Raw genomic sequence first — 24,899 nt, 5'->3', positions numbered from 1 at the left:
CATGTTCATCGGAACGCCTCCATGATCTTGCGCTCGAAACCTTCGGCAATCTCGCGCTTCGTCGCTTCGACATCGGAGCAATCGATGGCATGGACGTAGAGGAACTTCCGGTCCTTCGACACGTCGACCGACATGGTGCCGGGGGTAAGCGTGATGAGATTGGCCAGAAGCGTGATCTCGAAATCCCTGTCCACGGTCAAGGGAAAGGCGAAGATGCCGGGTTTTACCTGCATCTTCCGCCGCGTGACGAGCACCGCCACCTTCCAGGCCGACAAAGCCAGCTCCTTGAAGAAGAGCAGCAGCAGCGACAGGATGCGGCCGAGACGCAGGAGATAACCGGTCGCGCTCATCTCGTCGCGAACGATCCACAGGGCCGCGGCCGACAGTAGGAAACCGAAGATCAGATTGTGGATCGTGGCACTGCCGGTAATCGCGGCCCAGATGATCGCCATCATCAATGACAGGACATAGATGATCATGGCGCGGCCCCTTCTGGAAACACCGAGCGGATATAGGCGGACGGATCGGCCAGGCCATCGGCGGCGGCCTGGCCGAGCGCCAGAAGCGGTTCGGGATAAACACCGAAAACCAGAACGAGGGCCGAGAGCAGGCCGATCGGCAGAACCGAACGCCAGTCCGTTTCAGGCAGGGATTGATCCATCCCGTCCGGCGCCGGCCGCCAGAAGGCGAGCAGGAAAACACGGGCGAGCGCCAGCGTGACGAGGAAGGCAGACACAAGAATGGCGATGGCCAGCCACCAGGCGCCGATATCCAGCGATGCCTTCAACAGCATGACCTTGGGCCAGAGGCCGGAAAGCGGCGGCAGACCGGCCGCGGCGAGCATCAGCGTAAGGGACGCAAAGGAGAACCAGGGCGCGCGGCTCCACAAGCCGCCGAGGCGCGACAGTTCGAACGTGCCGGCCAGCCGCCCCGCCTCGCCGGTGACCAGATAAAGCGCGGTCATGGTGACGATCGAATGCAGTGCATAAAGAATTGCGCCACTGACGGAGGTCGGCGAACCGATCGCCACACCCGCCAGCATGTTGCCGATGCCGACGATGACGACGTAACCGACCATGCGACGCAGGTCGTTCTGGGCAAGCGCTCCGAGCGCACCGAGGATCATGGTGAGAACGGCGGATGCGGCAATGACGAGGCTGATCGCTTCCCGCTCGACCGGCAGAAGCATGATCGTCACACGGATCAGCGCGTAGATGCCGACCTTGGTGAGCAGGCCGCCGAACAATGCCGATACGGTAATGCGCGGCGTGTGGTAGGAGGCAGGCAGCCAGAAATTCACGGGGAAGGCTGCCGCCTTCATGCAGAAGGCGAGCACGAACAGTGCCGTCAGCGTCATCAGCGGCGGCGCGTTTTCGGTCACGCCACGCAGCGCGCCAGCCTTTCGGGCGATATCGGCCATGTTGAGCGTGCCGAAGATCGCATAGAGATAACCGACAGTAATGAGGAACAGCGTCGTGCCGATGAGGTTGAGAATGGCGTATTTCAGCGCGCCTTCGATCTGCTTCGGCTCGGAGCCCAGAATGAGCAGGCCGAAAGACGAGATCAGCAGGACTTCGAACCAGACATAGAGGTTGAAGATATCGCCGGTCAGAAAGGCGCCGGAGACGCCGGCCATCAGCAGCAGCAGGAAGGCGAAGAAGCCGTGGCGCAATCCGCTCGCATCGATATCGCGCAGCGAATAAACCGCTGCCGAGAGAGCCGCGAGCGCCGAAACGAGCGCCATGACGGCTCCGAACATGTCGGCGGTGAAGGATATGCCGAAAGGCGGCAACCAGCCGCCCATGGTCATGGTGACCGGCCCGCTTGATGAAACCTGCCAGAGCAGGAGCGCGTCAATGAGGACGAGCAAGGCCAGCGCTGCGATGGCAATGACCGCATGAAGGCGGACCGACTTGCGGATCATCATCAGAGCCGCACCTGCAAGAATCATCAGCGCAGTCGGCAGGATGACGAGCCAGTCGGCGAGCGCCGGGACCGTCGTGACCATGGCGGCGGCAAGATCTACGGTGGTTGATGGTGAGGCCATCAGGGCTGGCCTCCCTGTATCGGCAAATGTCGGCGGGGAGCGAGTTGGGGCACATACATCAAATCAATACCCCGTCGGCGGAAGCGGTTCATCGCGTGGTTCTGCGAGCCGCATTTCGTCGGTGCTATCGGTGCCAAGTTCCTCGAAGGCGCGCCAGGTCAGCACCAGAAGGAAGGCGAAGAAGGAAAACGAGATGACGATCGCCGTCAGGATCAGCGCCTGCGGCAGAGGGTTGGCGGCGACGGAACCGAGCGTCGACGCATCTGCGGGGATGATAGGAGGAATTTCGCGGGTGATGCGGCCGGCGGTAAACAGGAGGAGATTGACGCCGTTACCAAGGAGCACGATGCCGAGCAGGATGCGAATGGTGAATTTCGACAGCATGAGATAGACGGCAGCGGCGAAGAACAGGCCTATGAGCCCGACGAACAGGATTTCCATCAGCCGCCCCCCTCGCCTTCGCCTGCGCCGCCATCCGGCTCGGTCTCAAGTGCCACGGCAATGGCGGTAACCGAACCGACCACGACGAGATAAACGCCGATATCGAAGGACATGACCGTCGAGAGCGGCACTTCTGCGCCGAGAATATCCGGATAGATCCACAGCCCGCTCATGAAGGGAACGCCGGCTGCGATCGAAACGAGGCCGGAGATGGCCGCAAGGACCAGGCCGGCACCGGCGATCGCCATCGGATGAAACCGGATTGCCCGCTGCACCGCACCCGGTCCATGCGCGATGCCGAAAATTGCCAGCCCCGAGGCCGCGATCAGCCCGCCGATAAAACCGCCGCCCGGCTCGTTATGGCCGCGCAGCAGGACGAAGACCGAGAAAAGCAGCATCAGGGCGGTGATGACGGGCGCGACCGTGCGCAGGATAAGGGTATTCATGAGGCGCGCCTCTCTGCCCGCAACTTGATCAGCGCCAGAACCGCAAGGCCGGTGACCATCACCACGGCGATCTCGCCCAATGTGTCGGTGCCGCGGAAATCGACGATGATGACGTTGACCACATTGGCGCCGTGGGCGATCGCCTTTGAATAGGTGTTGAAGAAATCCGTCATGAACGGATCGAAGGGCGTGCCGACCGCCTTCAGCAGCATCAGCGCGAAACCGAGGCCGCAGGCAATTGCGATCGTCCCGTCCAGCAGGATCTGCCCTGGCGGGCGGTGATCGGTGACCGACAGCCTGAGCCGCGTCATCACCAGGGTCAGGATGACGACCGACAGCGTTTCCACCATAAACTGTGTGAAGGAGAGATCCGGCGCACCGAACAGCAGAAAGATCACCGCGACCGCAAATCCCTGGATGCCGAGTGAAACGATCGCGGTCAGGCGGTCGGCGGCGCGCAAGACGGTGACGATGCCGAGTGCTGCAATGACGAAAAAAGCGATTTCCTGCACGAGGGCTCCGGCCGGCCATGACGGCATGGCGGGGAGTTCGTCAAAAAGGAAAAGCGGCACAAGCAGGGTTGCCGCCACGGCGATGAAAGTTGCGGTGATATAGATTTCCAGCCGACCCGGCTGGATGATGCGGACGAGGCGCGCGGAAAAACGGACAAGGCCGCTGACAAACTGATCGAACCAGCGATCCGGGCCGGGGCCGAGGCCTTCCAGCATCTGCGCAGCCAGAGCGCGAGCCCGGTCGAGCCCCAGATAGATAAGGATGCCGAGCGCCACGGTGAGCAGCGACAGGCCGAATGGCAAGCCCAAATGCGGCATCGTGCCGATCGTGATCACCGTCGGTTCGTCGATGACCGCGCTTGCCATGGGCGATGTCAGGTAAGCGTGAAGCAGCGGCGAAAATATGCCGAAGACGAGGCCGAGCGCGGCCAATATCACGGGGCCGAGCCAGAGCGCGACCGGTGCCTCATGCGGCGTCAGCGGTGTTTGATTGCCTTTTCCGACAAAGGGTTTCAGGCCGACGGCAAGGGCGATGGCAAACATCAGCGCATTGCCGACAAGCGCCGCAGCCGTGAAGAAGACGGCGCGCGGATTGCCGGTGGCAAGGGCTGCGTAGATTTCTTCCTTGGCTAGAAAACCGGCGAAAAGCGGCAGCCCTCCCATCGAGCAGGCCGCCAGAAATGCTGCTGCGAAGGTGATCGGCATGGCGCGGCGAAGACCGCCCAGAAGCGGCAGCTCTCTCGTACCCGTCCCGTGATCGACCGCGCCCGCAACCATGAACAGGGCGCCCTTGAAGAGCGAATGAGCAACGAGATAGAGCACCGCCGCCTCGATGGCATGCGGCGAGCCGAAACCGGTCAGCATGGTGAGCAGGCCGAGCGAGGCCATGGTCGTATAGGCGAGCATCAGCTTGAGATCGGTCTGGCGAATGCCGATCAGCGCTCCCGCAACCAGCGTTACGCCGCCGAAAAAGGGAAGCAGGATTTCCCAGGCCGGCGTGCCGCCCAGAACAGGATTGAGCCGCATCAGCAGGTAGACGCCGGCCTTTACCATGGTTGCCGAATGAAGATAGGCGGAGACGGGTGTGGGCGCCTCCATGGCGTTCGGCAGCCAGAAGTGGAACGGGAACTGCGCCGATTTGGTGAAGGCACCGCCGAGCACGAGAAACAGGGCCGGCAGATAGAAAGGGCTCATCCGAAGCGCATCGCCGAGATGGACGAGCAGCGACAGTTGGGTCACACCGGTGACGTTCCAGAGAAAAACGAGGCCAGCCAGCAGCGACAGTCCGCCTGCCCCGGTGACCACCAGCGCCTGCAGCGCGGCACGCCTTGCGGCCTCCCGCTCATGATCGAAACCGATCAGCAGGAAGGAGGCGATCGAGGTCAGCTCCCAATAGACGAAGAGCATCAGGAAACTATCAGAGACGACGAGGCCCAGCATCGCACCCATGAACAGGAGGATGAAGGACAAGAACCTTCCCAGATGCCGGTGCCCCTTCAGGTAACCGCCGGAATAGATCACGATCAGGGTGCCGATGCCGGTGATCAGCAGCGCGAAGGTCAACGACAGGCCATCGATGAACCAGGAGAACGACAGGTTGAGGCTGGGCGCCCACGCATATCCGCCGGTCGCGACCTCACCAGCCGAGATTTCCGGCAGAAAACCGCAGAAATGCAGAAAGGACAGTGCAGGCGCGAGCGCAACGATCCAGGCGGCCCTGTCGCCGAGGCGCGAAACGAGGAATGGTGCCAGAATGGCGGCAAGGAACGGCAGGAAGAGCGCAATAAACGTCCATGCCGGCGCTGCTGCGGCCATAATCTCTCCTACCCCCACCCGGTCGATCATCGAACGCGTGTGATCGTCTTAAGTGAAACGGACGATTGCCTCAAGCTCAACCGGGCACAAGGCTGTGACATGCATCTTTATTCACAGCATCACGACGCCTATCTAGGGAGCAAACGAAAGGAACGGCCATGTCCTCGACCAGCACCCCAAAGACCTCAAAGAGCGACGCCGAGTGGCGTGAAGAACTGACGCCGGAACAGTATTACATTCTGCGGCAGGCGGGCACCGAACGCGCCTTTACCGGCCCCTACTGGAATTCCAAGGAAAAGGGCGTTTACAGCTGTGCCGGCTGCGGCGAAGACCTGTTCGTCTCCGACACCAAATTCGATTCCGGCTGCGGCTGGCCGAGTTATTTCGAGGCGGTGAAGCCGGATGTCATTACCGAAATCCGCGACACGTCGCATGGCATGGTACGCACCGAAGTGCGCTGCGCCAATTGCGGCGGCCATCTCGGCCACGTGTTCCCCGACGGTCCGCCGCCGACCGGCCTGCGCTACTGCATCAACGGCCATGCGATGAATTTTACTCCGGTGGAATAAATCAGGGATAATCCTGATGTAGAACGGCGGCTCAAAAGGCCGCCGGTTTGCGTTCATTTGTGTTTTCAGCCGATAATCTCGACCGTGAAAGCAAACTGTGCCTTCTCGCCCGGAGACAGGATTGTCGCATAGGGGCGTTTTGCCATTTCGGCCGAACCTCCCGCCTCTGCCGCAGTGCCATGCCAGGGTTCGACGCAAAGAAACGGCGCGCCGACCTTTTGCCAGAGCGCCAGGTTAGGCAGGTTGTCGAACGCGAATTTGAGGCTCGGGCCGCCCTCGGCTGCATAGGTCAACCCCTTGCCTGCACCTTCGGCAAAGATCATCGCATCGGCTTCGAAAAGGTCATGGGAAAGGGTGAGATGCCCTTTCGAAAAGGGTGACGGCAGCTTGTCCCTTGTGACGAGGCCGTCTTCAAGCCGGGTCAGGAGCGGCTCTGCGCCATTGTCGAGCGTTATCGTATGTGGCTTGCCTTCTCCACCCGGCAGCGGCCAGAGGAAGGCCGGATGATAGCCCAGGCCGAAGGGCATCGGACGACTGTCGCGGTTTTCGACTTCGGCCGTTACCGTCAGGCTGTGGCCTTCGAGTGAATGGGTGAGCGAAAGCAGGAACGCGAAAGGATAGGTTTTCAGGGTGTCCTGTGAGCTTTCAAACTCAAAACGGCAAGTGGAGGTGCTGGCGTCGGCCAGCACCCATTCGGCCCTGCGGGCAAAGCCGTGCTGACCCATTTCGTAGGACACGCCATCGACGGCAATGTGATTGCCGGGTGCCTTGCCGACGATCGGGAACAGGATCGGGGAACGGCCGGTCCAGAAGGCAGCGTCGCCGTTCCACAACCAGTCCCGGCCATCGGTCGTCTGCAGCGACTGCATTTCCGAACCGAGCGAAGAAATCTCGGCGACGAGTTCATCGCTGGTTATACGGACGATATCGGGCATGCTGCTGTTCCTCCGGCACGCTAAAACACGTCGCAATCTTTCAGATTTGCCTGCCGTGTTTTAGCTCTTTGTTTTTGCGCATGTCTTCTTCCCGAAACCGGTGACCGCTTTCGGGAGACATGCCGTGGAATCGGTGCGACATATTTGCCCGACATGCGTTGAGGTTCAATGACGACTTGAACATCCGGATCGCTTCATGCCGATTAGTCGGTAAAATCCATGGCAAGTGTCGTCGCCTTATGCGCCTCCAGCTCAGCGAGACGCCCCTCAAGCGCTGCCTTTATCGACGGATAGGTGGCACCGCCAAGGGCCAGGCGGAGCGGCGGATTTTCATGGCCGGCATAGTCGATCATCGCTTCCGCCATCCTGTCCGGGTCGCCCTTGATATCGAAACCACCGTTGAAGATGGCGTGACGAACCTGGCCTGCAGGCGTATCGGCGTAGATATCCATTGGCGCGGCGATGGACAGACCCTTGGCGAAATCGGTGCGCGTCGGCCCCGGTTCGACGATCGTAAACCTGATGCCAAAGGGTGCGACTTCCTTGGCAACGGCATCGACGAAACCTTCGATACCCCATTTGGTGGCGTGGTAGAGGGAGAAGCTGGGATAGGTGATCTGCCCGCCTTCGGACGCCATCTGCTGGATCAACCCGCCGCCCTGGGCGCGAAGATGTGGCAGCGCCGCGCGAATGATCTGAATCGAGCCGATCAGGTTGGTGTCGATCTGGCGGCGAATTTCCTCGTCACTCAACTCTTCCGCCGCACCGAACAGGCCATAGCCGGCATTGTTGACGACGACATCGATAGGGCCGAGTTCGGCGAATGCGCGGTCGACGGTGGCGCGTATCGCATCCTGATCGGTGAGATCGAGCTTTGCGATCCACAACCGGTCGCCATAGGTTTGGCGCAGATCGTCCAGCGCATCGATGCGCCGCAGGGTGGCGGCGACACGATCGCCTCGGGCGAGAAGCTTTTCGGTGAGCAGGCGGCCGAAGCCGGAGGATGTGCCGGTGATGAACCAGGTTCTGGACATGATCTTTCTCCTTCGTTCTGCGGCTTGCCGAGTTTTTGGAAGCCGGAGTTTCTGCAGGGAAGATAGCCCTTGCCAATTCATGCTATAAGCAGTTCAATCCTGCATAAGCTGGTGAAATTTCCCCATGAATGAAAAGCCGACGCTCAATGACCTTGCGGCCTTCACGGCGATTATCGCGCATCGCAGTTTTCGCAGGGCGGCAGAGGAACTGGGGCTTTCGCCCTCGACGCTGAGTCACATGATGCGCGGGCTGGAGGCGCGGATGGGCGTGCGCCTGCTCAACCGAACGACACGTAGCGTCTCGCCTACCGAGGCAGGTGAGCGGCTGGCGGCAAGACTCGGGCCGGCGTTGCGCGAACTCGATGCGGCACTGGAAGCGATCGATGATTTTCGCGGCGGGCCGAGCGGCACGGTCAGGATCAACACCAGCAGCATCGTCATTCGCAGGCTCCTGGACAATGCGGTTCCGGCATTTCTCGCCCGTTATCCGGACGTGGCGCTGGATCTGGTCAGCGACGGGCGGCTGGTCGATATCGTAGCAGACGGGTTCGATGCCGGGATCAGGCTGCGCGAGAGCGTGCCGCAGGACATGATCGCCATCGCGTTCGGCGGCCCTGCCCGCTTCATCACGGTGGCCTCGCCGGATTATATCGCCACCCGCGGCGAACCACTCGTGCCGCAGGACCTTTTACGACACGACTGCATCCGGCTGAGGATGCCGAGCGGCAAGCTCTATAGGTGGGAATTCGAACGGCGCGGCGAAGAGAGTGTCGTGTATGTTTCCGGTCAACTGACGCTCGACGATACCGAGTTGATGGCAAAGGCTGCCGCGGCGGGTCTCGGCATCGCCTATGTACCGCAGCATGTGGCGGAAGACTACATCCGGCAAGGCAGGCTGGTTGCCGTACTTTCCGACTGGTGCCCGGAGATCGACGGCCTTTGCCTCTATTATCCGGGGCACAGGCATGTGCCGGCCGGATTGCGCGCCTTCATCGACATATTGAAGGAGACCGACGGAAAACTCAGTCCTTCCCAGCTGAAAGGGAATAATCCTCGTCGCTGACCGGCTCCAGCCAGTCGGCGGTGACGCCATCCTGCGCCTCCTGGATGGCGATATGGGTCATGGCCGTTTCGACGCCTGCGCCATGCCAGTGTTTTTCGCCCGGAGAAAACCAGACGACATCGCCCGGACGCAATTCCCTGACCGGGCCGCCTTCAGTCTGGGCGCGGCCGAAACCTGCGGTGATGATCAGCGTCTGGCCGAGCGGATGGGTGTGCCAGTTGGTACGGGCACCGGGTTCGAAGGTGACGCTTGCGGCGCGCACCCGCGCCGGTTCCGGCGCCTCCATCAGCGGGTCGAGCCGCACCGTGCCGGTAAAATAATCCGCCGGCTGTTTCTTCGAGGCCTGTGAGCCGCTGCGCCTGATATCCATTTCGTGTGTCCTTTGCTTCCAAGTATCGCCGGCAATGTAGGGTGTTGGATGGAAACGCAGAATACGCTGGACAGTTCAGACCTTAGTGAGTTTCAGCTCCATGCAGGTCAGGTCCAGCCAGCGGCCGAATTTTGTGCCGACCTCGGAGAATTTGCCGGCGATGCGGAAGCCGAGCGCGTTGTGGAGCGCGATGGAGGCCTGGTTTTCGGCTTCGATTGCAGCGATCATCACATGCACGCCGTTCGAGGCGGCGCGGGCGATCAGTTCTTCCATCAGCGTGCGGCCAAGACCATGGCCGCGGAAGGACTTGTGGACATAGACCGAATGTTCGACGGTGAAACGATAACCGTCGAAGGCACGCCAATCGCCATAGGAGGCGTAACCGGCAACCTCGCCATCGAGCTGCGCGACGATAACCGGAAAACCCTTCGCCTTACGGGCATCGAACCATGCGCGGCGGTTTTCGATATCAACCAGCGTCTCGTTCCAGATCGCCGTCGTATTGAGAACCGCGTCGTTATAAATCTCCATGATGCCGTGCAGGTCGGCCTCATCTGCGTCGCGGATGATCGGGGTATTGCTCATTGCCTTGTCCACTATATTGCAATTTCATCCACCTTAGCAGACGGCATCTATCTGTCGAGGGCTGTCAGCGACAGGGCTCACTGTTCAGATGCTGCCGGTCAGGCTGAAACAGGTCATCACGGCACCATAATGGACCGCGGCGGCGGCAACGACAAAGCCGTGCCAGATTGCGTTCTGGAAACGCAACTTTTCCCAGACATGGAAGATGACGCCGAGCGAGTAGATCAGCCCGCCGATGACGATCAGAAGCGTCGTGACCGTCGGGAGATATTGCGAGACCTCTTCCATCACCACCACACCGCTCCAGCCCATTGCAAGGTAAAGCAGAATGGCGAGCCTGTCGTAGCGGCCGGGGAAGAGGCATTTCAGCGATACGCCGACGATGGCGGTGATCCATATGGCCGCCAGCATTGCGGCAATCCAGGGATCGTGAGCCGCACCGCGCTGCAGGAAAGGCGTGTAGGTGGCGGCAATCAGGATGAAGATCGCCGAATGATCAAGCCGGCGCAGTATCCATTTGGTGCGCGAATGCGGCCAGATATTGTAGGTGAAAGAGACCGACAGGCAGAGGATCAGCCCCAGCCCATAGATCCAGGCTGCGGCGAGTTCGCCATAGCTCGACCAGACGGTGGCATAAAAGATCAGGGCTGTGGCACCAACGAGGGCAAAAACTATCCCGATCCCGTGGACAATACCGTCCGCGATGACCTCGTGCAGATCGTAACGCCGTCCGAAGTTGAAGAGTTCACTCATTCCAAAAGCCGTCTCCGTCCGACGACAGAATGCGTGGCGTCGCCGGTTAAGGCAAGACTTGTGAGGCGAGTACCGCCTCACATTCGGTTTAAAGCCGTAAGATCGGAGTATCCGTCTATCCGTGCGACGTCACGATTTCAGCGGTCGATCAGCACCGAGCATTTTGCGTGGCGGACGACGCGGTCGGCAGTGGCGCCGATAATGTAGTTGCTGAGATCGGGAACATGCGAGGCAACGATGATGAGATCGGCCTTTGCGTCTTCGGCGGCGGCCAGTATTTCGCGCGCCGGCGCGCCCTGGCGGATTTCGATATCGGCCTTGACTCCGGCCGTGTTGCGAAGTTCGGTCAGTTCTGTTTCAGCCCGCTTGCGGGCATCGACGAGCATGTCGATGGACAGATCCGACACGACGTAGGCGGGCAGTTCCTCGACGACGTTGATCATCAGAATGCGGCCACCTGCAGCAGACAGCTGTGCGGCCTGCTTCAATATACGCTCAGCCTTTTCCGCCTGGGCTATATCGACTGCTACAAGGATCGTTTTGTACATTTCAATCTCCTTCAACTTTCCAGCATTTTTGCCCAGCTTACACCTACCGCCTTGATTCGCATCAAGCTTCATTGTTCACCTTTCAGGAACGAAGCTTCTCTCATTTTTCGACTTTCGTGAACGATGGGAATGGGCGATATTTCGGCATCGCGGCTTTGCCGCCGCAGACGTCTGCGGCGATGCAAACTCGCCCCGGAGAGTATCAATGAGCAATTCTTCTGAAGCAGCTTTCGCCCTGACACGCCCGGCTCATGTGGACCGCGCGCATCTGGTGGTTACCGATCTCGATACCACATCGAAATTCTATCATGAGATCATCGGCCTGTCGGTGTTGGAAAAGAGTGCCAGCGGCGTGCTGCTTGGCGCCCATGGCCTGCCTCTGTTGCAGCTTACGACCGACAGCACTGTTACTCGCGCACCGCGCCAGGCTGCAGGTCTTTTTCATACCGCGTTTCTGATGCCGAACCGTCTGGAACTTGCCCACTGGCTGGCGAATGCGGCGCACAAGGGCGTGCAGCTCGACGGCGCGTCGGACCATCTGGTCTCGGAAGCACTCTATCTGTCGGATCCGGAAGGCAACGGCATCGAGATCTATCGTGACCGCACGCCGGATGAATGGACCTATTTTCCGGATGGAACGGTGCAAATGGCAACCGACCGGCTGAACCTCCAGGCGCTTTACGACTCGGCGCCAAAGAGCGACTGGAATGGCATGGCACCGGGCACATCCGTTGGTCATATCCACCTGCAGGTCGGCGACATTCCGCAAGCGGACGCATTCTATCGCGACGTGCTGGGGTTGAAAATCATGGCGCGCTATCCGGGTGCGAGCTTCTTTGCCACCGGCGGCTACCACCATCATATCGCGGCCAATATCTGGAACAGCCGGGGCGCTCAGCCACGCCAAGACAACATGACCGGCCTTTCCGATTACACGGTGCGCTTCAACGACAAGGAAGCACTTTCCAAGGCACTCGCAGCGCTAAAAACCCAGGAAATCTCAACGACGAAGACAGCCGAAGGACATGCGCTGAAAGACCCGTGGGGTATCGGCCTGACGTTGGCAGCTTAAGGCCTCCAGTATCGACCTGTTTGGCAGGATTACCAGAAAGCTAATAAACACTCGGCGCTCCGGAACCGGAGTGCCGTTTTTGCGTTTTGTCGCAGGCTCGGGGCACTCAGGAAACACATGACAACGACCAGCGCGCGCGGCAGCGGCAAGCCGAAGAAGCATTTCGTAGATTTTTCGTCGCGTCGGCGCGAGGCATTCGCTGTCGTCGAGGAAGAAGATCTGAGCTCGGCCGAGGATGTCCCGCTGGGACGTGACGCACTCAATGTGGCCATGGCCTGGGCCGTGATCGGCATATTTGCGATCATCTTCTTTGCCATCCTTCATTATATGGCGCTGATCCTCATCCCCATCACACTTGCAGTCGTGGTGGGACTGATCCTCGGGCTTGTGGCAGACAAGCTCGGCCGGGCGGGCGTGCCGCGTTTCGGCATTGCCGTAATCCTGTCGACCCTTGTGTTTCTCGTACTGTTCGTGATCGCCAATGCGCTGGCGGAACCGGTTGCAACGCTCATGCGGGAGGGGCCGACATTCGTCGAACGCTCCTACGATCGCCTCATGCCTTTTCTGGAACGTCAGCACTGGCTGAACATCTCGCCGGCTAGGTTCCAGACCGGTACGATGTCGATGGACAAGCTGTTGGAAAACTCCACCAACATTCTGGGCGTGGTAACGGCCAGCCTGACGCCTGCGATCATTCAGGGGATGATCTTCTTTGCTGCGCTGCTGCTGTTCCTTTATGGACGTCTGAGGCTTCGCAGAACCGTGATCATGGCGTTTCCCAACCGCCGACAGCGTCTGATCACAATCCGGATACTGAACTCGATCGATGAGGTTCTGGGCTATTATTTCGCGACAGCCAGCGTGATGTATTTCTGCCTCGGCATCGTAATGACGATAATCGCCTGGCTGTGCGGACTGAGCATGCCGGTGCTATGGGGCATGTTCGCGTTTCTCTCAAGCTTCATCCCGTTCCTCGGGATCACGCTGATGACGATCTCGGTGGCGATTGCCGGCATTCTCACCCATGACGCCATTCTCCTGGCGCTGCTGCCGGCCTTCCTGTTTTTCACCGTGCATCTCGCGATGGAAAACCTGATCTTTCCGGCGGTGATGGGGCGTCAGTGGGAGATCAATCCCTTCGTCGTCTTCCTCGCCATCCTGTTCTGGACCTGGATGTGGGGAGCTGTCGGCGCGATGCTGGCACTGCCACTTTCGCTGATCCTCATGACGGTGCTGGCGGAACTGTTTCCCGAGCGTAAGGCAACGCCAAACCTGCCGGGTTGAGGCTGGAGAAGCACCGCAGCATTATCGATGCTGCGGCGACACAGGATCAGTCGTAGAGGTAATATTTGTCCCAAAGGTCACGGGTAACCTTGGAGCCGATCGTATAGTCGAAGGACATGATCTTCAGGCCGGCCTCACCGGTTTCGCATTTGAACTTGAGGCGGTACCAATCCCCCGCGCTGCGGAAGACGGCGCCTGGTGCCTTCAGTTTGTTTCCGTCCTCGATCGTATCGGAAAAGGTGTAGGCGATGACCTTGTCGGGGCGGAATTCGCCGGTTTTGCGAATCTGGTCCATCGCTTCCATGTCGCAACGCTGCTCGCGACGTTCATCGGGGTCCAGGGCGTTCAATTGCCTGGTAACGCGCGCATCCAGCGCATGTGCCGCAGACGCGGAAAACAGGACAAGAGCCATCACCGACAGCTGTTTCTTCATGTGATCCCTACTCATATCGACTTGGATAGCGCGGAAACTAGGAGACGTGCAGTCAATTGGCCACCAACCAAGGCGCGAAATACCATGATGTGAACAGACGAGGCGGTGAGCGGAGAAAAATGGCTGAACAGGTGCTTTCGGATGCAAAGAAGAAGTAACGCGCGGCTTCATCACTGCTTGCCTCTCAGGCGCCCACAACCTATCTCTGGCACTCCTTCCTTTCATACCGGAGTGCTCCCTTGGCCCCCTCCCCTAAATCGCCTTTCGCCAATCTCCCTACAGCCCCTGTAGCGCCCAAGAAGCCGGTCAGCGACACGCGTCACGGAATTACCCGCTCGGACGATTATGCCTGGCTGCGGGCTGACAACTGGCAGGCGATGTTCAAGGATCCGTCGATCCTCGACCCTGAAATCCGCAAGCATCTGGAAGCCGAAAACAGCTATATGGAAGCAGCACTCGGCGATACGGAAGAGCTGCAGAAAACCCTGTTTTCCGAAATGCGCGGCCGCATCAAGGAAGACGACAGTTCGGTGCCGACGAAGGACGGACCTTACGCCTATGGTTCCCTGTTCGTGACCGGCGGCGAGCAGCCGCATTATTTCCGCACGCCGCGTGACGGCGGCGACAAGCAGACGCTTTTCGACGGTGACAAGGAAGCGGCGGGCAAGGATTATTTCCGGCTGGCCGGCATGGACCATTCGACCGATCATAGCCACGGCATCTGGGGTTATGACGACAAGGGGTCGGAATATTTCACCCTGCGCATCCGCAATCTTGAAACCGGCGTGGACCTCGATGACCTGATCGAGAACACTGCTGGCGACGGCGTGTGGGCCCCCGATGGCAAGAGTTTCTTCTACACCCTGCAGGACGAGAACCATCGCCCGTCGAAAGTCTTCCACCATATCGTCGGTGAGCCGCAGTCTGCCGATCGGCTGGTGTTCGAGGAGACTGATCCGGGCTTCTTCATGGGTGTCGGAGGCTCGCTGCTCGACGACTTCATCTATATCGACATCCACGACCACGAGACGTCCGAATACCGGCTGATCCCGACTTCCGATCTGACTGCCGAGCCGAAGCTGGTGGCGGAGCGCGAAGAGGGCATCGAATATTCGATGACCGAGGGCGGCGACGTTTTCTACATCATGACCAATGATGGCGACGCCAAGGATTTCAAAATCGTCGAGGCGCCGATTTCCGCTCCCGGCAAGGAGAACTGGAAGCCCGTCGTGCCGCATGAACCGGGCCGGCTGATCATCTCGCACATGGCCTATGCACGCCATCTGATCTGGCTGCAGCGCAAGGACGGTCTGCCGCAGATCGTCATCCGCGACCGGCGGACGGGCGAAGAACATGCGATCGCCTTCGATGAGGAAGCCTATTCGCTCGGTCTTTCGGGCGCAGCCGAATACGATTCCGATATGATCCGGTTCTCCTATTCGTCGATGACCACGCCAACCCAGCTCTATGACTACGACATGGTGACGCGCGAACGGGTGCTGCTGAAGACCCAGGAAGTGCCATCGGGGCATAACCCGGATGATTACGTCACCCGCCGGGTGATGGCACGGGCGCATGACGGCGAACTGGTGCCGGTCTCGCTGCTCTACAAAAAGGGTACGCCACTCGACGGCTCATCACCCTGCCTGCTCTACGGTTATGGCGCCTATGGCATAACCATCCCGGCGTCGTTCTCGACCAATGCGCTTTCGCTTGCCGACCGCGGCATCGTCTATGCCATCGCCCATATCCGCGGCGGCAAGGACAAGGGCTTCGCCTGGTACGAAAACGGCAAGATGGAGAACAAGCAGAACACCTTTAAAGACTTCATCGCGGCGGCCGACCATCTGGTTGCGACCGGCTTTACCTCATATGACCGGATCATTGCCGAGGGCGGCTCCGCTGGCGGCATGTTGATGGGCGCGGTTGCCAACATGGCGCCGGAAAAATTCGCCGGCATCATCGCCGCAGTGCCCTTCGTCGATGTGTTGAACACCATGCTCGACGACACGCTGCCGCTCACTCCACCGGAATGGCCGGAATGGGGCAACCCGATCGAGTCCGAGGAGGAATATCGCTGGATCGCGGGTTATTCGCCTTACGACAACGTCACGGCCCGAGCCTATCCGCCGATCCTGGCGATCTCAGGCCTTACCGACCCGCGCGTAACCTATTGGGAGCCGACCAAATGGGTGGCCAAGCTGCGCGAGCATACGTCCGGGACGGCACCGATCCTGCTCAAGACGAATATGGCGGCCGGCCATGGCGGCAAGTCGGGCCGTTTCCAGAGGCTTGAAGAAATCGCGTTCGAATATGCATTCGCGATCAAGGTGGCGGGCAAGATGTAAGCGAATACGGGTACCCACCTTATCCGGATAATTGACAATCGGGCCTCGCCTTGCATGATTCTTCAGACCATGCCGCCCCACACTGACGGAGAGGCGGAAAAACGGTGCGCTGATAATCAGGGCGCGCCGTAACAGTTAAATTCCAGACATGGGTTCATATTTTCCTGGCAGCGGCGAAGCTGAGCGAAATCGCGCAAGCTTGCGCTTTTACGGGCGTTTTACCTATTCGAACAAGCAGGTTTCAGCCTGTCAAGCCCTCTTCAGTCTCCACGCCAGCCCGACGCAAGCTTCGCGCAAGGTTCCAGCGTTAACCCTTCGTTAACTAATTGGACGTGGACCAAAGCGATGAAGATCGATAGCGGCCTGAGTGGCTATCAATATCCGAACCGAACCGTTGAAGTGGAGCGCACGGCTGAGGAAGCACCTCAAGCTGCCACCGTTTCCTCAACACGTTTCGCGGATGCCTTGACCGGCAGCAGCACGCAGCTTTCCAGCTCGCTTGCAAGCGCGCTCTGGACAATGGACGCGGAAGACGCCGGCCCAAGCTTTAGCGCGGCCGCAGCACCGCAAGCCTGGGTGCAGAACCTCTACCAGGAATTTGCCTGACCGGCATTGCAACACCAGATACAAAAAAGGCCCGAACCGGATCCGGTTTCGGGCCTTTCTTTTTTGGTCTGCCGGAACCTGGTTGAGGCAATCAACCGAGAGCGGTTACCTCTACCGTCACATGCGACAGGCCGGGGATGGATTTCAGCTTTTCCTTATAGGACGCAGGCGCCTTGGGGACTGTCGTCGCGACTGAAACGATCGCTGCATTGTGCCCAGGACCAAGCTGCCAGACATGCAGATCCATGACCGTATCATCGGGCGTTTCCATGACCTTCCTGATCCTGATCGCCAGATCCCCGTCATCCGGCTGCGCATCGAGCAGCACGCGGGACGTGGCGCGGAGAAGCCCGAAGGACCAGCGCGCTATGACAATGCCGCCAACGATGCCCATGATCGGATCAAGCGCATTCCAGCCATAGAGCCGACCGAGGATAAGTGCGGCGATTGCCAGTACCGAGGTCAGCGCATCAGCGAGAACATGGAGATAGGCGGCGCGAAGATTGTTATCTTCGGTGCCAACATGCGCGTGATGACCAGAATGAGCGTGATCGCCATGATGACCGGCGTGACTATGGCTGCCATGATGTCCATGGTGGCCGCCGTGATGATGATCGTGGTCATCGCGCAGCAGCCAGGCGCTAAGCAGGTTTACGGCCAGGCCGATGACGGCCACGAAGATCGCCTGATCGAAATCGATCGCCACCGGATTTGCCAGGCGCACGAAGCTTTCCCAGGCGATGAACAGCGCCACCAGCGCCAGCACCACAGCACTGGCGAAACCGGCGAGATCACCTAACTTGCCGGTCCCGAAGGTGTAACGCGGGTTCTTCGCATTGCGCCTTGCATACATATAGGCCAGCGCCGAGATCAACATGGCTCCGGCATGAGTGGACATGTGCCAGCCATCGGCCGTCAACGCCATAGACCCGAAGATCGAGCCGGCGACGATTTCCGCCACCATCATCGAGGCGGTCAGCGCAATGACCAGCCAGACCTTCCGCTCGTTGCGCTCATGATCCGCGCCGAGAAACATGTGCTCATGCTTCAGACTATCGATACTGCTTGCCATGACAGGCTCCATTTCCAAACATCAACGGCCGAAGCCGCATTCAAACTGTGAGCGGCCGTTCTCACCGAATGTAGGTACGCAGGACATCGGCGAGTTCGGCGGCCGCCTTGTCCCGCTCGGCATCGTTTTCGGCATGCACCACATGCTCGTGCAAATGGCCCTCTATGACCTCGCCAGTCAGGCCGGCCAGCGCACCGCGGATAGAAGCCAGAAGCTGCAGGACGTCGCCGCAGGGCGCCTCCGCCTCCAGCGCGCGCTCGACGGCTTCCATCTGCCCCTTCATACGGCGCACGCGCGCCAGGAGTTTTGCCTTGTCTCGAACGGTGTGCGACACGTCTCACCTCAAATATAGTATAGGGGGGTATACTATCATAAGATCACAAAGGTGCAATCTACCCATTGAGCCACCTTGCCGCAGGTCAGCTCTAGCCCCGAGCAAGCCCCGCTTTCTAAGCCCTAGTCAGAAAGCTGAGGAGACAACCATGATCGTTACATCAAGTTCGAGTTCCAGTGCCTATGCAGGCTATACCGACAGGTCCGCGAAGAGTGGGACCGACATGTTCGTGCTGGATGAGAATCGGCAGCAGGGAAGCGTCAGCAACAGTCAGGGCAATGCCTTGACCAGCGGCGACACATCGTTCAGCGCCAAGCTGGCAGCCATGTTCCTGGTACCTGAAAGGCCAGAAGCAGAGACAGCCAAGGATGCGAGCGAAACGGGAACCGAAAAGAGCGCCTACAGCCAATACGAACAGGAATTCATGGATCTTGCCGACAAGACGCTCGCTGAACGGATCCGAGAACAGTACCTGAAGGATAACGACCTGACCGAAGATGATGTCAATGCGATGTCGCCCGAGGACCGCAAAGCGGTAGAAGACGATATCCGCAATGCAATTCTCGAGGCGATGGGCGTCAACGAGGACAAGCAGGCGATAGCGGTCACAATCAACGTCCCGAATGCAACCGACTTCGTTGCAAAAAGCGCGGAAGACGAGACGCAGTTGTAACGGCACAGGCTGCGACCCGAGCGTTCAGATCGGGTGTGCGCAACCTTGAACAGCAAGGGATCGCCGATTAGATATCTCCAGAGACTATAGGTTTGGAGTGTGTCATGCTGTCGATTGGCGATCTTTCGAAACGGACCGGCGTAAAGGTTCCGACTATCCGCTATTACGAGCAGATGGGCCTGCTTGCCGCGGCGGAACGATCCGAGGGCAACCAGCGACGTTATGAGCGGCAGGATCTCGAGCGGCTCGCCTTCATCCGCCATGCGCGCGATTTGGGGCTCGACATTTCCGCCATCCGCGAGTTGATCGCACTCAGCCAGCATCCGCACCAGCCCTGCGGCAATGCCGACCGGATCGCCAGCGATCACCTGAAAAGCGTGCGCGACAAGATCGAGAAACTGAAGAAGCTAGAACAGGAGCTGGCACGCATCGTCTCGCATTGCGACGGCGATCACGCAATCGAGGACTGCTACGTAATCCGATCACTCTCCGACCACGGGCTTTGCGACAGCGAGCATTGAACTGAAACAATGCGGCTGTATGGACAACGCGATTACTGCCGCTCGGATTGCCTATGACCAACCTATTTCCCAGCCTCTCCCCTTATCAGACGGGCTTTCTCGAACGCACCGACGGCAACCGTATCTTCTTTGCAGTGTCCGGCAACCCTGAAGGAAAGCCGGCAGTACTTTTGCATGGCGGGCCGGGCTCGGGCCTTTCGGAAGGTGCAAGGCGGCAATTCGACCCCGCATTGTGGCGCATCGTCCAGCTCGACCAGCGCGGATGCGGCAGAAGCATGCCGAGTGCGGCTGATTTTGCTAACACTTTGGCCGACAACACGACGGACCACCTGCTTGGCGACATCGAGGCGTTGCGCGACATGCTGGGCATCGATCGCTGGCTGGTTTACGGTACATCATGGGGCGCAACTCTGGCGCTCGTATATGCCCAGGCCTTTGCGCATCACGTCGAGGGTATCGTGCTTGCCGGTGTCACCACAACCCGCTGGGAGGAGATCGACTGGCTTTACAATGGCATGCGCCTTTTCCTGCCGGAAGCACATCAGCGCTTCATCGCCGCCATCCCCGCGCAACTGCGCGAATACCATCCGGTGACGGCCTATCATGCACTGCTCAATGACAGCGACCCGGCAGTGCGCCAGAAAGCTGCATTCGACTGGCATCTCTGGGAGGCCGGGTCGATTTCTGCGGAAATACAGGGTGGCGGGATGACTGATCTGCCGGAGCGCTGGCGCGATCCTGGATTCGTACTGGCCCGGGCCAGACTTTGTGCCCACTATTTCCACCATCAGGCATGGCTTGCCGACAGGCAGATTGTCGACAATACCTCGAAGCTCGCCGGTATAGCCGGCGTATTGATTCAAGGACGGCTGGACCTGCAGGGGCCACCGAAGACCGCCTATGAGCTTTCCCGAGCATGGCCGGCAAGCGAGCTGGTAATGCTTGACGAAGCCGGACACTCGACCGGCGACCGCGGAATGGCCGATGCAATCATGTCGGCGATCGATCGCTTCGCAAAGACGGCTTGACAAGTTTTTCGGACAGGCGCATGAGAGCTGCCATGATCAATACGCGCCTAACCACCGCCGCAACGTATTTTTGGGCCTTCCTGTAAAGGGCGGCTCGACAGATCATCATGTCAACAAGCCGCCGTCAGGCGGCTTTGTTGTTTCAGACGGCACCTGACGGCACCACAAGATCAAAGGATGCCGAAATGCCGCAAGTTCTTCTCGAAGACAGCGAAATATCCCTTCCCCGCCCGGCCGTGCTGACCATCCGTCATGCCAAGCGCCACGACCTGCCCGAACTCAACGAGATGATCGCGGCACTTGCAGCGCATCACCATGATGCTTCGGCCATGACGCCCGATATTCTCGAACGCGACCTGTTCGGCGACCGGCCATGGATCACCGTGCTTGTGGCCGATACAGGTTCGGAACTGATCGGATACGCCATTCTCGTGCCGCTCTACCGCGCCCAGGAAGGCACCCGCGGCATGGACCTGCATCATCTCTTCGTGCGCGACGGCCAGCGTGGGCACGGCATCGGCCAGCATCTGGTGGCGCGCGCCCGCGACATCGCCAAAGGCGCCGGCTGCGGTTACCTCTCCGTCAGCGCCACGACGGGCAATTCGGCCGCTCACCGTTTCTACGAACATCTGGAATTCAAGCCGCGGCCGGTGACCGGCATGCGCTATACACAGGCGCTCACCTGAGCGCGCAATCCGACCCTTGGCGGCCTTGAAAGGACCGAAAGATGACAGCGATCGTGGTAGCGCTAACACCGGAATTCGCCGATTGGGAATGCGCGCTGCTGATGGCGGTGGCACGCAGCTATCTCGGAGTGATAGTGAAGACTGCGACAGGTGATGGCAGTCCCGTGACTTCGATGGGCGGACTGAACGTGACACCCGATCTTTCTTTTGCGCAGGTAAGGCCGGAAGATTTCGATGCGCTCGTGGTGCCCGGCGGGCTCGCCTGGGAAAACAAGCGCGTGCCCGCAGACCTGCATGATCTTGTGCGGTCATTCCGCGACAAGAACAAGATGGCGGCCGGCATTTGCGCTGCCGCCAGCATGCTGGCCGGCGCCGGCGTGTTGAACGACGTGAAGCATACCGGCAACCGGGTTGCCTCGCATCAGGAATACCCGGGCTATAGTGGCGAAAAGCTTTATGTGGACGGCCCGAAGGCGGTGTCTGCCGATGGCGTGGTGACAGCTGCTGGAACCGCACCCTTCACATTCACGGTCGAAATCCTGAAAGGTCTCGGACTGTGGGATGCGACGGCGCAAGAGGAATTATTGCCGTTTTCCGCCGAGCATAGGTAATATTCGAGACCATCAAGGCGCTGGCACGGCTTTCAGATAGGCCGCAATGGCTTCCAGGTCGCTTTTCGGCAGATGAGCCATGTTCTTCTGGACTTCGACCATCGCGCCACCAGCGGAATCGTATTCCGGGGTAAAGCCAGTTTCGAGGTAATTGACGATATCGGCTTCGCTCCACGAGCCGATCGGGCCTGACGGGGTGATGCCGGGCACTTTGCCCTCGCCTTCCGGATTGGGACCGCCGGCGAGCCATTTGCCTGACTCGAAGCCGCCAAGGGCGTTGCGCGGCGTATGGCATTCGCCGCAATGTCCCGGGCCTTCGACGAGATACTGGCCGCGACGGATCTTTTCGTCGGCTGACGCGAGTTCAACCCGGGGTGCCTCGCTGAAATAGAGGAGCTTCCAGCCGCCGACCGCCATGCGGATATTGAACGGGAAGCCCAGCTCATGCGGCCGGGCAACATTGGAGCTTGCCGGCAGGGTCTTCAGATAGGCAAAGAGATCGCCGATATCCTTCGGCGACATGCGCGCATAGGAGCCATAGGGGAAAGACGGATAGAGATGTTCGCCATTCGGCCCGACGCCGCGGGTCATGGCATTGCCGAACTGAGCCAGCGTCCAGCCGCCGATACCGGCATTCGGATCGGGAGAAATATTGGGAATATGGAAGGTGCCGAACGGGCTTGGCAGCGCCCTCCCGCCGGACATGACCTTCAGCGCATCGCCTTCGGCCCCGGTTGCAGCATGGCAGCTGGCGCATCCGCCGGCCCAGAACAACTGCTCGCCATGGGCCAGATCCGGCGTGCTTGCATTCGCCCAGAAGTTTTCCGGATGCGGCTCAGGTTTTGTCAGCGCCCATGCGGTGACGGCTCCCAAACCTATTACCGCGACGCCAGCCGCCGCTATCTTCGACCAGGTCGAGGCCATGGCAAGTCTCCGGAAATCCGCTCTTCAGGTTCATGAAGCGGATCAGCGCAGCCGAAACTGCGCCGATCCCTCAACCGGTTCGCTTATCGCTTCAGGCGGTAAGTCTGATGGCAGGTACCGCAATTGGCACCGAGCGTCTGCACCGCCTGCTGCACGCCGGCCTGATCCGCCGGCATGGAGGCGAGAAGCGTATCGGCATCGCTGGCGAGCTTCATGGACTTTGCCTTGAAGTCATCCATGTTGTCCCAGATTGCCGGGGCAGCTGCAGAATTGACTTCGGAACCGGCCGGGAAGTGATCCGGGAAGACCTTCATGTCGGTGCTAATCGTCGTCAGAGCGGCCTTGACCGCCCCCGCGTCATAAGGCTTTTCACCCTTGGCGATAGCGCCAAGTGCGCCCACGGAGGCGCCGACCTGCTTCATCATCTGCTCGCGCTTGGCGACAGGATTGTCCTGAGCGACGGCTGCAGCCGCCAAGCCAAGACAGAGTGCGGCAGTGGTGATGGCGGTCATCCTGATCTTCATGAAGAAGTCTCCTCGTTATGCGGCAAGACAGCCGGCAATTGCGCGAGGATATTGGACCGGCTTATCCGTTTGAAAGAAATCACGTTCCTGTCAGGATTGCGGAATGCTGTGGACCCTGCGTTGAACACAGTGTTCACAAATACAGCACAGTGACAGACAGATTACAGCTGCCGATGCAGTGCTTCCCATAAAGCAAGGGCGGCGATCAGCAACAAGATCCCGCCACAGCAGCGGCCGATCCATACTGTGCCTGTGCGATTTCCGACGAGCATGTTTCTTGCCCGACCGGCCGCGACAGCGATTGCGCCATAAACAGCCAGCTGGGTTGCCGCGGTCATCGCGGCCATGACGAGGGCCTGCGGCGCGAGCGGACCGAATTCGGGCTTGAGAAACTGCGGATAGACGGCCAGCATGAACATATAGGCCTTGGGGTTGATGAGACAGGTAATGGCGCCACGACGAAAGGCCTCCCAATTGCTTTTCGTATCGGCACGCCCGACATCATCGACGACGATTGCGCTTCTGATCAGGGTGAGCCCGATCCAGGCCATATAGAGCGCGCCGACCAGCATCAGCGGCGTAAACAGGACGGGCAGGAGTTTTGCCAGCAGACCAACGCCCAGGGCGCCATAGGCAGAATGGACCAGGCCGCCCAGCATCATGCCTGCTGTGGCGGCCAGCCCTGCCGCCCGGCCACGGGCAAGCGAATTCGCCAGGACGAATATCATATCCATGCCCGGCAGGATGATGATACCGAAGAGAAGGGTGAAGAAGAGCCAGAGGTTTTCGCCGTAACTCATGTCAGTTGTCGCGCCATCCCGTTTTTGAAAATTCGCCGGTTACCCTTGTTTTTCAGGCCGGCAGCAGGCGCTATAAGCCAGTGCAACTGACAGCGTTCTGTCAGTTGAATCGATGATGACGGAGAAATCTCATGCGCAAGGCGTCGCGGCTGTTCGAGATCATCCAGATCCTGAGGCCGGCTAGAAAGCCGGTGACGGCGGCGGCAATCGCCGCGCAACTGGAAGTCACGATACGGTCGATTTATCGGGACATTGCAGCGCTTCAGGCCATGCGTGTGCCGATCGAAGGCGAGCGCGGCATCGGCTATATCTTGAGGCCCGGCTTCACCCTGCCGCCGCTGATGCTGTCGATCGAGGAAACCGAGGCAATCGTGCTGGCTCTGGCGCTTCTCGACCGCACCGGAGATACCGAGTTGAGACGCGCCGCGAAGCGGGTGAACCGCAAGATCGCAGCGGTCGTTCCTGAGCCGCTTGCACGAACATTTTCGGCAGATGCACTGCACGCCTGGGGAACGGTTGCCCCTTCGCCGGACGCGGTGGATCTGGCCCTTGTGCGCCGTGCGATCCGTGACGAGCAGAAGCTGCTGATCGATTATCGTGACGAGCCGGGCAATCTGACGAATCGGGCGATCCGGCCGATTGCACTCATCTATTATTCGCAAACTGCCAACATCGTCGCCTGGTGCGAATTGCGCAACGCGATCCGCAATTTTCGTGCGGACCGCGTGACGCATTGCGAAGCGAGGGACGATTTCTTTCCGGGGCAAGGCGACCGGTTACGCCAGGTCTGGATCGACGGATGGCAGCAACCGATCGCCTGATACCCGAATGCATGGGGCGTTTTGGCACCTCTCATGCATCCGGT

Annotated in this window: 29 protein-coding genes; 12 read left to right on the top strand and 17 right to left on the bottom strand. The window is 59.7% G+C overall.

Features of this window, described 5'->3' with window-relative positions; translation table 11 throughout:
* Positions 1 to 5: 5 nt before the first annotated feature.
* From JZX87_RS05810 to JZX87_RS05790, 5 genes are all read right to left on the bottom strand, one after another.
* Entirely contained in the window at positions 6 to 479 is a 474-nt protein-coding gene (locus JZX87_RS05810; RefSeq protein ID WP_148143925.1) for a Na+/H+ antiporter subunit E, read from the bottom strand.
* A complete protein-coding gene (locus JZX87_RS05805; protein WP_206824434.1) occupies positions 476 to 2,047 on the bottom strand; it encodes a Na+/H+ antiporter subunit D in 1,572 nt (523 codons plus the stop codon). The genes JZX87_RS05810 and JZX87_RS05805 overlap by 4 nt, the downstream gene beginning before the upstream one ends.
* A 63-nt stretch (positions 2,048 to 2,110) precedes the next feature.
* Entirely contained in the window at positions 2,111 to 2,488 is a 378-nt protein-coding gene (locus tag JZX87_RS05800; RefSeq protein WP_206824433.1) for a Na+/H+ antiporter subunit C, read from the bottom strand.
* Positions 2,488 to 2,934 carry a Na(+)/H(+) antiporter subunit B gene (locus JZX87_RS05795; RefSeq protein WP_206824432.1) on the bottom strand — a complete coding sequence of 149 codons (447 nt, stop codon included), beginning with the start codon at positions 2,932 to 2,934 and terminating at the stop codon, positions 2,488 to 2,490. The genes JZX87_RS05800 and JZX87_RS05795 overlap by 1 nt, the downstream gene beginning before the upstream one ends.
* Positions 2,931 to 5,261, bottom strand: coding sequence for a putative monovalent cation/H+ antiporter subunit A (locus JZX87_RS05790; protein ID WP_206824431.1), 2,331 nt, complete (start codon positions 5,259 to 5,261; stop codon positions 2,931 to 2,933). The genes JZX87_RS05795 and JZX87_RS05790 overlap by 4 nt, the downstream gene beginning before the upstream one ends.
* 158 nt (positions 5,262 to 5,419) lie before the next feature.
* On the opposite strand from JZX87_RS05790, the gene msrB reads away from it, so the two are divergent.
* Complete coding sequence (gene msrB / locus JZX87_RS05785) at positions 5,420 to 5,830, top strand: peptide-methionine (R)-S-oxide reductase MsrB (RefSeq protein ID WP_206824429.1); 411 nt, start codon at positions 5,420 to 5,422, stop codon at positions 5,828 to 5,830.
* Positions 5,831 to 5,895: 65 nt separating this feature from the next.
* Here the strand turns inward: msrB and JZX87_RS05780 are convergent, their stop codons facing one another.
* Positions 5,896 to 6,765, bottom strand: a complete 870-nt coding sequence (locus JZX87_RS05780) for an aldose 1-epimerase family protein (RefSeq protein WP_206824427.1) — start codon at positions 6,763 to 6,765, stop codon at positions 5,896 to 5,898.
* Positions 6,766 to 6,968: 203 nt separating this feature from the next.
* Entirely contained in the window at positions 6,969 to 7,799 is an 831-nt protein-coding gene (locus tag JZX87_RS05775) for an SDR family oxidoreductase (protein WP_206824426.1), read from the bottom strand.
* A gap of 124 nt (positions 7,800 to 7,923) precedes the next feature.
* Between JZX87_RS05775 and JZX87_RS05770 the strand changes: the two genes are divergently transcribed.
* Positions 7,924 to 8,862: a LysR family transcriptional regulator gene (locus tag JZX87_RS05770; RefSeq protein ID WP_206824425.1), complete on the top strand. Its 939-nt coding sequence runs from the start codon at positions 7,924 to 7,926 to the stop codon at positions 8,860 to 8,862.
* On the opposite strand, the gene JZX87_RS05765 is transcribed toward JZX87_RS05770, so the two are convergent.
* The 4 genes from JZX87_RS05765 to JZX87_RS05750 all read right to left on the bottom strand — a co-directional run bounded on the left by JZX87_RS05765 (position 8,822) and on the right by JZX87_RS05750 (position 11,118).
* Positions 8,822 to 9,232, bottom strand: a complete 411-nt coding sequence (locus JZX87_RS05765; RefSeq protein WP_206824424.1) for a (R)-mandelonitrile lyase — start codon at positions 9,230 to 9,232, stop codon at positions 8,822 to 8,824. The genes JZX87_RS05770 and JZX87_RS05765 overlap by 41 nt on opposite strands.
* A 75-nt stretch (positions 9,233 to 9,307) precedes the next feature.
* Positions 9,308 to 9,817, bottom strand: a complete 510-nt coding sequence (locus JZX87_RS05760; RefSeq protein WP_206824423.1) for a GNAT family N-acetyltransferase — start codon at positions 9,815 to 9,817, stop codon at positions 9,308 to 9,310.
* An 84-nt stretch (positions 9,818 to 9,901) separates the two neighbouring features.
* Positions 9,902 to 10,570, bottom strand: coding sequence for a PAQR family membrane homeostasis protein TrhA (trhA, locus tag JZX87_RS05755; RefSeq protein ID WP_148143941.1), 669 nt, complete (start codon positions 10,568 to 10,570; stop codon positions 9,902 to 9,904).
* 137 nt (positions 10,571 to 10,707) lie between these two features.
* Positions 10,708 to 11,118, bottom strand: coding sequence for a universal stress protein (locus JZX87_RS05750; protein WP_148143942.1), 411 nt, complete (start codon positions 11,116 to 11,118; stop codon positions 10,708 to 10,710).
* Between the two features lie 205 nt (positions 11,119 to 11,323).
* On the opposite strand from JZX87_RS05750, the gene JZX87_RS05745 reads away from it, so the two are divergent.
* Both JZX87_RS05745 and JZX87_RS05740 read left to right on the top strand, forming a co-directional pair.
* Entirely contained in the window at positions 11,324 to 12,190 is an 867-nt protein-coding gene (locus JZX87_RS05745; protein WP_206824420.1) for a VOC family protein, read from the top strand.
* A 117-nt stretch (positions 12,191 to 12,307) separates the two neighbouring features.
* On the top strand, positions 12,308 to 13,474 hold the full coding sequence (locus tag JZX87_RS05740) for an AI-2E family transporter (RefSeq protein WP_206824419.1): 1,167 nt from the start codon (positions 12,308 to 12,310) through the stop codon (positions 13,472 to 13,474).
* 46 nt (positions 13,475 to 13,520) lie between these two features.
* Here the strand turns inward: JZX87_RS05740 and JZX87_RS05735 are convergent, their stop codons facing one another.
* A complete protein-coding gene (locus JZX87_RS05735) occupies positions 13,521 to 13,907 on the bottom strand; it encodes a DUF930 domain-containing protein (protein WP_148143945.1) in 387 nt (128 codons plus the stop codon).
* A gap of 239 nt (positions 13,908 to 14,146) precedes the next feature.
* Here JZX87_RS05735 and JZX87_RS05730 point away from each other — a divergent pair, with 239 nt between their 5' ends.
* On the top strand, positions 14,147 to 16,255 hold the full coding sequence (locus tag JZX87_RS05730) for a S9 family peptidase (protein WP_206824418.1): 2,109 nt from the start codon (positions 14,147 to 14,149) through the stop codon (positions 16,253 to 16,255).
* A gap of 345 nt (positions 16,256 to 16,600) precedes the next feature.
* Positions 16,601 to 16,861, top strand: a complete 261-nt coding sequence (locus JZX87_RS05725; RefSeq protein WP_206824417.1) for a hypothetical protein — start codon at positions 16,601 to 16,603, stop codon at positions 16,859 to 16,861.
* A 91-nt stretch (positions 16,862 to 16,952) separates the two neighbouring features.
* Here JZX87_RS05725 and dmeF read toward each other — a convergent pair whose 3' ends face one another.
* Positions 16,953 to 17,933 carry a CDF family Co(II)/Ni(II) efflux transporter DmeF gene (dmeF, locus tag JZX87_RS05720; RefSeq protein ID WP_206824416.1) on the bottom strand — a complete coding sequence of 327 codons (981 nt, stop codon included), beginning with the start codon at positions 17,931 to 17,933 and terminating at the stop codon, positions 16,953 to 16,955.
* 61 nt (positions 17,934 to 17,994) lie between these two features.
* Positions 17,995 to 18,267 carry a Ni(II)/Co(II)-sensing transcriptional repressor DmeR gene (gene dmeR / locus JZX87_RS05715; RefSeq protein ID WP_148143949.1) on the bottom strand — a complete coding sequence of 91 codons (273 nt, stop codon included), beginning with the start codon at positions 18,265 to 18,267 and terminating at the stop codon, positions 17,995 to 17,997.
* Positions 18,268 to 18,415: 148 nt separating this feature from the next.
* On the opposite strand from dmeR, the gene JZX87_RS05710 reads away from it, so the two are divergent.
* From JZX87_RS05710 to JZX87_RS05690, 5 genes are all read left to right on the top strand, one after another.
* A complete protein-coding gene (locus JZX87_RS05710) occupies positions 18,416 to 18,940 on the top strand; it encodes a hypothetical protein (protein ID WP_206824414.1) in 525 nt (174 codons plus the stop codon).
* 104 nt (positions 18,941 to 19,044) lie between these two features.
* Positions 19,045 to 19,461 (top strand): MerR family transcriptional regulator, encoded by a 417-nt coding sequence (locus tag JZX87_RS05705; RefSeq protein WP_183822754.1) that lies wholly within the window; start codon positions 19,045 to 19,047, stop codon positions 19,459 to 19,461.
* 53 nt (positions 19,462 to 19,514) lie between these two features.
* Positions 19,515 to 20,489, top strand: coding sequence for a prolyl aminopeptidase (gene pip, locus JZX87_RS05700; protein WP_206824413.1), 975 nt, complete (start codon positions 19,515 to 19,517; stop codon positions 20,487 to 20,489).
* A gap of 107 nt (positions 20,490 to 20,596) precedes the next feature.
* The gene (locus tag JZX87_RS05695; protein ID WP_148143952.1) at positions 20,597 to 21,175 is read left to right on the top strand and encodes a GNAT family N-acetyltransferase; all 579 of its coding nucleotides are present in this window, start codon (positions 20,597 to 20,599) and stop codon (positions 21,173 to 21,175) included.
* 41 nt (positions 21,176 to 21,216) lie between these two features.
* A complete protein-coding gene (locus JZX87_RS05690; protein ID WP_206824412.1) occupies positions 21,217 to 21,786 on the top strand; it encodes a DJ-1/PfpI family protein in 570 nt (189 codons plus the stop codon).
* Positions 21,787 to 21,798: 12 nt separating this feature from the next.
* Here JZX87_RS05690 and JZX87_RS05685 read toward each other — a convergent pair whose 3' ends face one another.
* From JZX87_RS05685 to JZX87_RS05675, 3 genes are all read right to left on the bottom strand, one after another.
* Positions 21,799 to 22,710, bottom strand: coding sequence for a cytochrome c (locus tag JZX87_RS05685; RefSeq protein WP_206824410.1), 912 nt, complete (start codon positions 22,708 to 22,710; stop codon positions 21,799 to 21,801).
* Positions 22,711 to 22,793: 83 nt separating this feature from the next.
* Complete coding sequence (locus JZX87_RS05680) at positions 22,794 to 23,234, bottom strand: c-type cytochrome (RefSeq protein ID WP_206824408.1); 441 nt, start codon at positions 23,232 to 23,234, stop codon at positions 22,794 to 22,796.
* A gap of 161 nt (positions 23,235 to 23,395) precedes the next feature.
* Entirely contained in the window at positions 23,396 to 24,034 is a 639-nt protein-coding gene (locus tag JZX87_RS05675) for a LysE family translocator (RefSeq protein ID WP_148143956.1), read from the bottom strand.
* Between the two features lie 131 nt (positions 24,035 to 24,165).
* Here JZX87_RS05675 and JZX87_RS05670 point away from each other — a divergent pair, with 131 nt between their 5' ends.
* On the top strand, positions 24,166 to 24,855 hold the full coding sequence (locus tag JZX87_RS05670) for a helix-turn-helix transcriptional regulator (RefSeq protein WP_206824400.1): 690 nt from the start codon (positions 24,166 to 24,168) through the stop codon (positions 24,853 to 24,855).
* Positions 24,856 to 24,899 lie beyond the last annotated feature (44 nt).

The sequence above is a fragment of the Agrobacterium sp. Ap1 genome (assembly GCF_017313375.1).
In the GTDB taxonomy this organism is placed as follows: domain Bacteria; phylum Pseudomonadota; class Alphaproteobacteria; order Rhizobiales; family Rhizobiaceae; genus Neorhizobium; species Neorhizobium cellulosilyticum.
Note: the sequence above shows the minus strand (reverse complement) of the source record. Positions and strands in the feature narration are given on the sequence as shown.

What these genes read in the sequence shown, in the direction of transcription:
- JZX87_RS05810 (WP_148143925.1), bottom strand. Translation starts at nt 479, where the DNA reads ATGATCATCTATGTCCTGTCATTGATGATGGCGATCATCTGGGCCGCG.
- JZX87_RS05805 (WP_206824434.1), bottom strand. Translation starts at nt 2,047, where the DNA reads ATGGCCTCACCATCAACCACCGTAGATCTTGCCGCCGCCATGGTCACG.
- JZX87_RS05800 (WP_206824433.1), bottom strand. Translation starts at nt 2,488, where the DNA reads ATGGAAATCCTGTTCGTCGGGCTCATAGGCCTGTTCTTCGCCGCTGCC.
- JZX87_RS05795 (WP_206824432.1), bottom strand. Translation starts at nt 2,934, where the DNA reads ATGAATACCCTTATCCTGCGCACGGTCGCGCCCGTCATCACCGCCCTG.
- JZX87_RS05790 (WP_206824431.1), bottom strand. Translation starts at nt 5,261, where the DNA reads ATGGCCGCAGCAGCGCCGGCATGGACGTTTATTGCGCTCTTCCTGCCG.
- msrB (WP_206824429.1), top strand. Translation starts at nt 5,420, where the DNA reads ATGTCCTCGACCAGCACCCCAAAGACCTCAAAGAGCGACGCCGAGTGG.
- JZX87_RS05780 (WP_206824427.1), bottom strand. Translation starts at nt 6,765, where the DNA reads ATGCCCGATATCGTCCGTATAACCAGCGATGAACTCGTCGCCGAGATT.
- JZX87_RS05775 (WP_206824426.1), bottom strand. Translation starts at nt 7,799, where the DNA reads ATGTCCAGAACCTGGTTCATCACCGGCACATCCTCCGGCTTCGGCCGC.
- JZX87_RS05770 (WP_206824425.1), top strand. Translation starts at nt 7,924, where the DNA reads ATGAATGAAAAGCCGACGCTCAATGACCTTGCGGCCTTCACGGCGATT.
- JZX87_RS05765 (WP_206824424.1), bottom strand. Translation starts at nt 9,232, where the DNA reads ATGGATATCAGGCGCAGCGGCTCACAGGCCTCGAAGAAACAGCCGGCG.
- JZX87_RS05760 (WP_206824423.1), bottom strand. Translation starts at nt 9,817, where the DNA reads ATGAGCAATACCCCGATCATCCGCGACGCAGATGAGGCCGACCTGCAC.
- trhA (WP_148143941.1), bottom strand. Translation starts at nt 10,570, where the DNA reads ATGAGTGAACTCTTCAACTTCGGACGGCGTTACGATCTGCACGAGGTC.
- JZX87_RS05750 (WP_148143942.1), bottom strand. Translation starts at nt 11,118, where the DNA reads ATGTACAAAACGATCCTTGTAGCAGTCGATATAGCCCAGGCGGAAAAG.
- JZX87_RS05745 (WP_206824420.1), top strand. Translation starts at nt 11,324, where the DNA reads ATGAGCAATTCTTCTGAAGCAGCTTTCGCCCTGACACGCCCGGCTCAT.
- JZX87_RS05740 (WP_206824419.1), top strand. Translation starts at nt 12,308, where the DNA reads ATGACAACGACCAGCGCGCGCGGCAGCGGCAAGCCGAAGAAGCATTTC.
- JZX87_RS05735 (WP_148143945.1), bottom strand. Translation starts at nt 13,907, where the DNA reads ATGAAGAAACAGCTGTCGGTGATGGCTCTTGTCCTGTTTTCCGCGTCT.
- JZX87_RS05725 (WP_206824417.1), top strand. Translation starts at nt 16,601, where the DNA reads ATGAAGATCGATAGCGGCCTGAGTGGCTATCAATATCCGAACCGAACC.
- dmeF (WP_206824416.1), bottom strand. Translation starts at nt 17,933, where the DNA reads ATGGCAAGCAGTATCGATAGTCTGAAGCATGAGCACATGTTTCTCGGC.
- JZX87_RS05710 (WP_206824414.1), top strand. Translation starts at nt 18,416, where the DNA reads ATGATCGTTACATCAAGTTCGAGTTCCAGTGCCTATGCAGGCTATACC.
- JZX87_RS05705 (WP_183822754.1), top strand. Translation starts at nt 19,045, where the DNA reads ATGCTGTCGATTGGCGATCTTTCGAAACGGACCGGCGTAAAGGTTCCG.
- pip (WP_206824413.1), top strand. Translation starts at nt 19,515, where the DNA reads ATGACCAACCTATTTCCCAGCCTCTCCCCTTATCAGACGGGCTTTCTC.
- JZX87_RS05695 (WP_148143952.1), top strand. Translation starts at nt 20,597, where the DNA reads ATGTCAACAAGCCGCCGTCAGGCGGCTTTGTTGTTTCAGACGGCACCT.
- JZX87_RS05690 (WP_206824412.1), top strand. Translation starts at nt 21,217, where the DNA reads ATGACAGCGATCGTGGTAGCGCTAACACCGGAATTCGCCGATTGGGAA.
- JZX87_RS05685 (WP_206824410.1), bottom strand. Translation starts at nt 22,710, where the DNA reads ATGGCCTCGACCTGGTCGAAGATAGCGGCGGCTGGCGTCGCGGTAATA.
- JZX87_RS05680 (WP_206824408.1), bottom strand. Translation starts at nt 23,234, where the DNA reads ATGAAGATCAGGATGACCGCCATCACCACTGCCGCACTCTGTCTTGGC.
- JZX87_RS05675 (WP_148143956.1), bottom strand. Translation starts at nt 24,034, where the DNA reads ATGAGTTACGGCGAAAACCTCTGGCTCTTCTTCACCCTTCTCTTCGGT.
- JZX87_RS05670 (WP_206824400.1), top strand. Translation starts at nt 24,166, where the DNA reads ATGCGCAAGGCGTCGCGGCTGTTCGAGATCATCCAGATCCTGAGGCCG.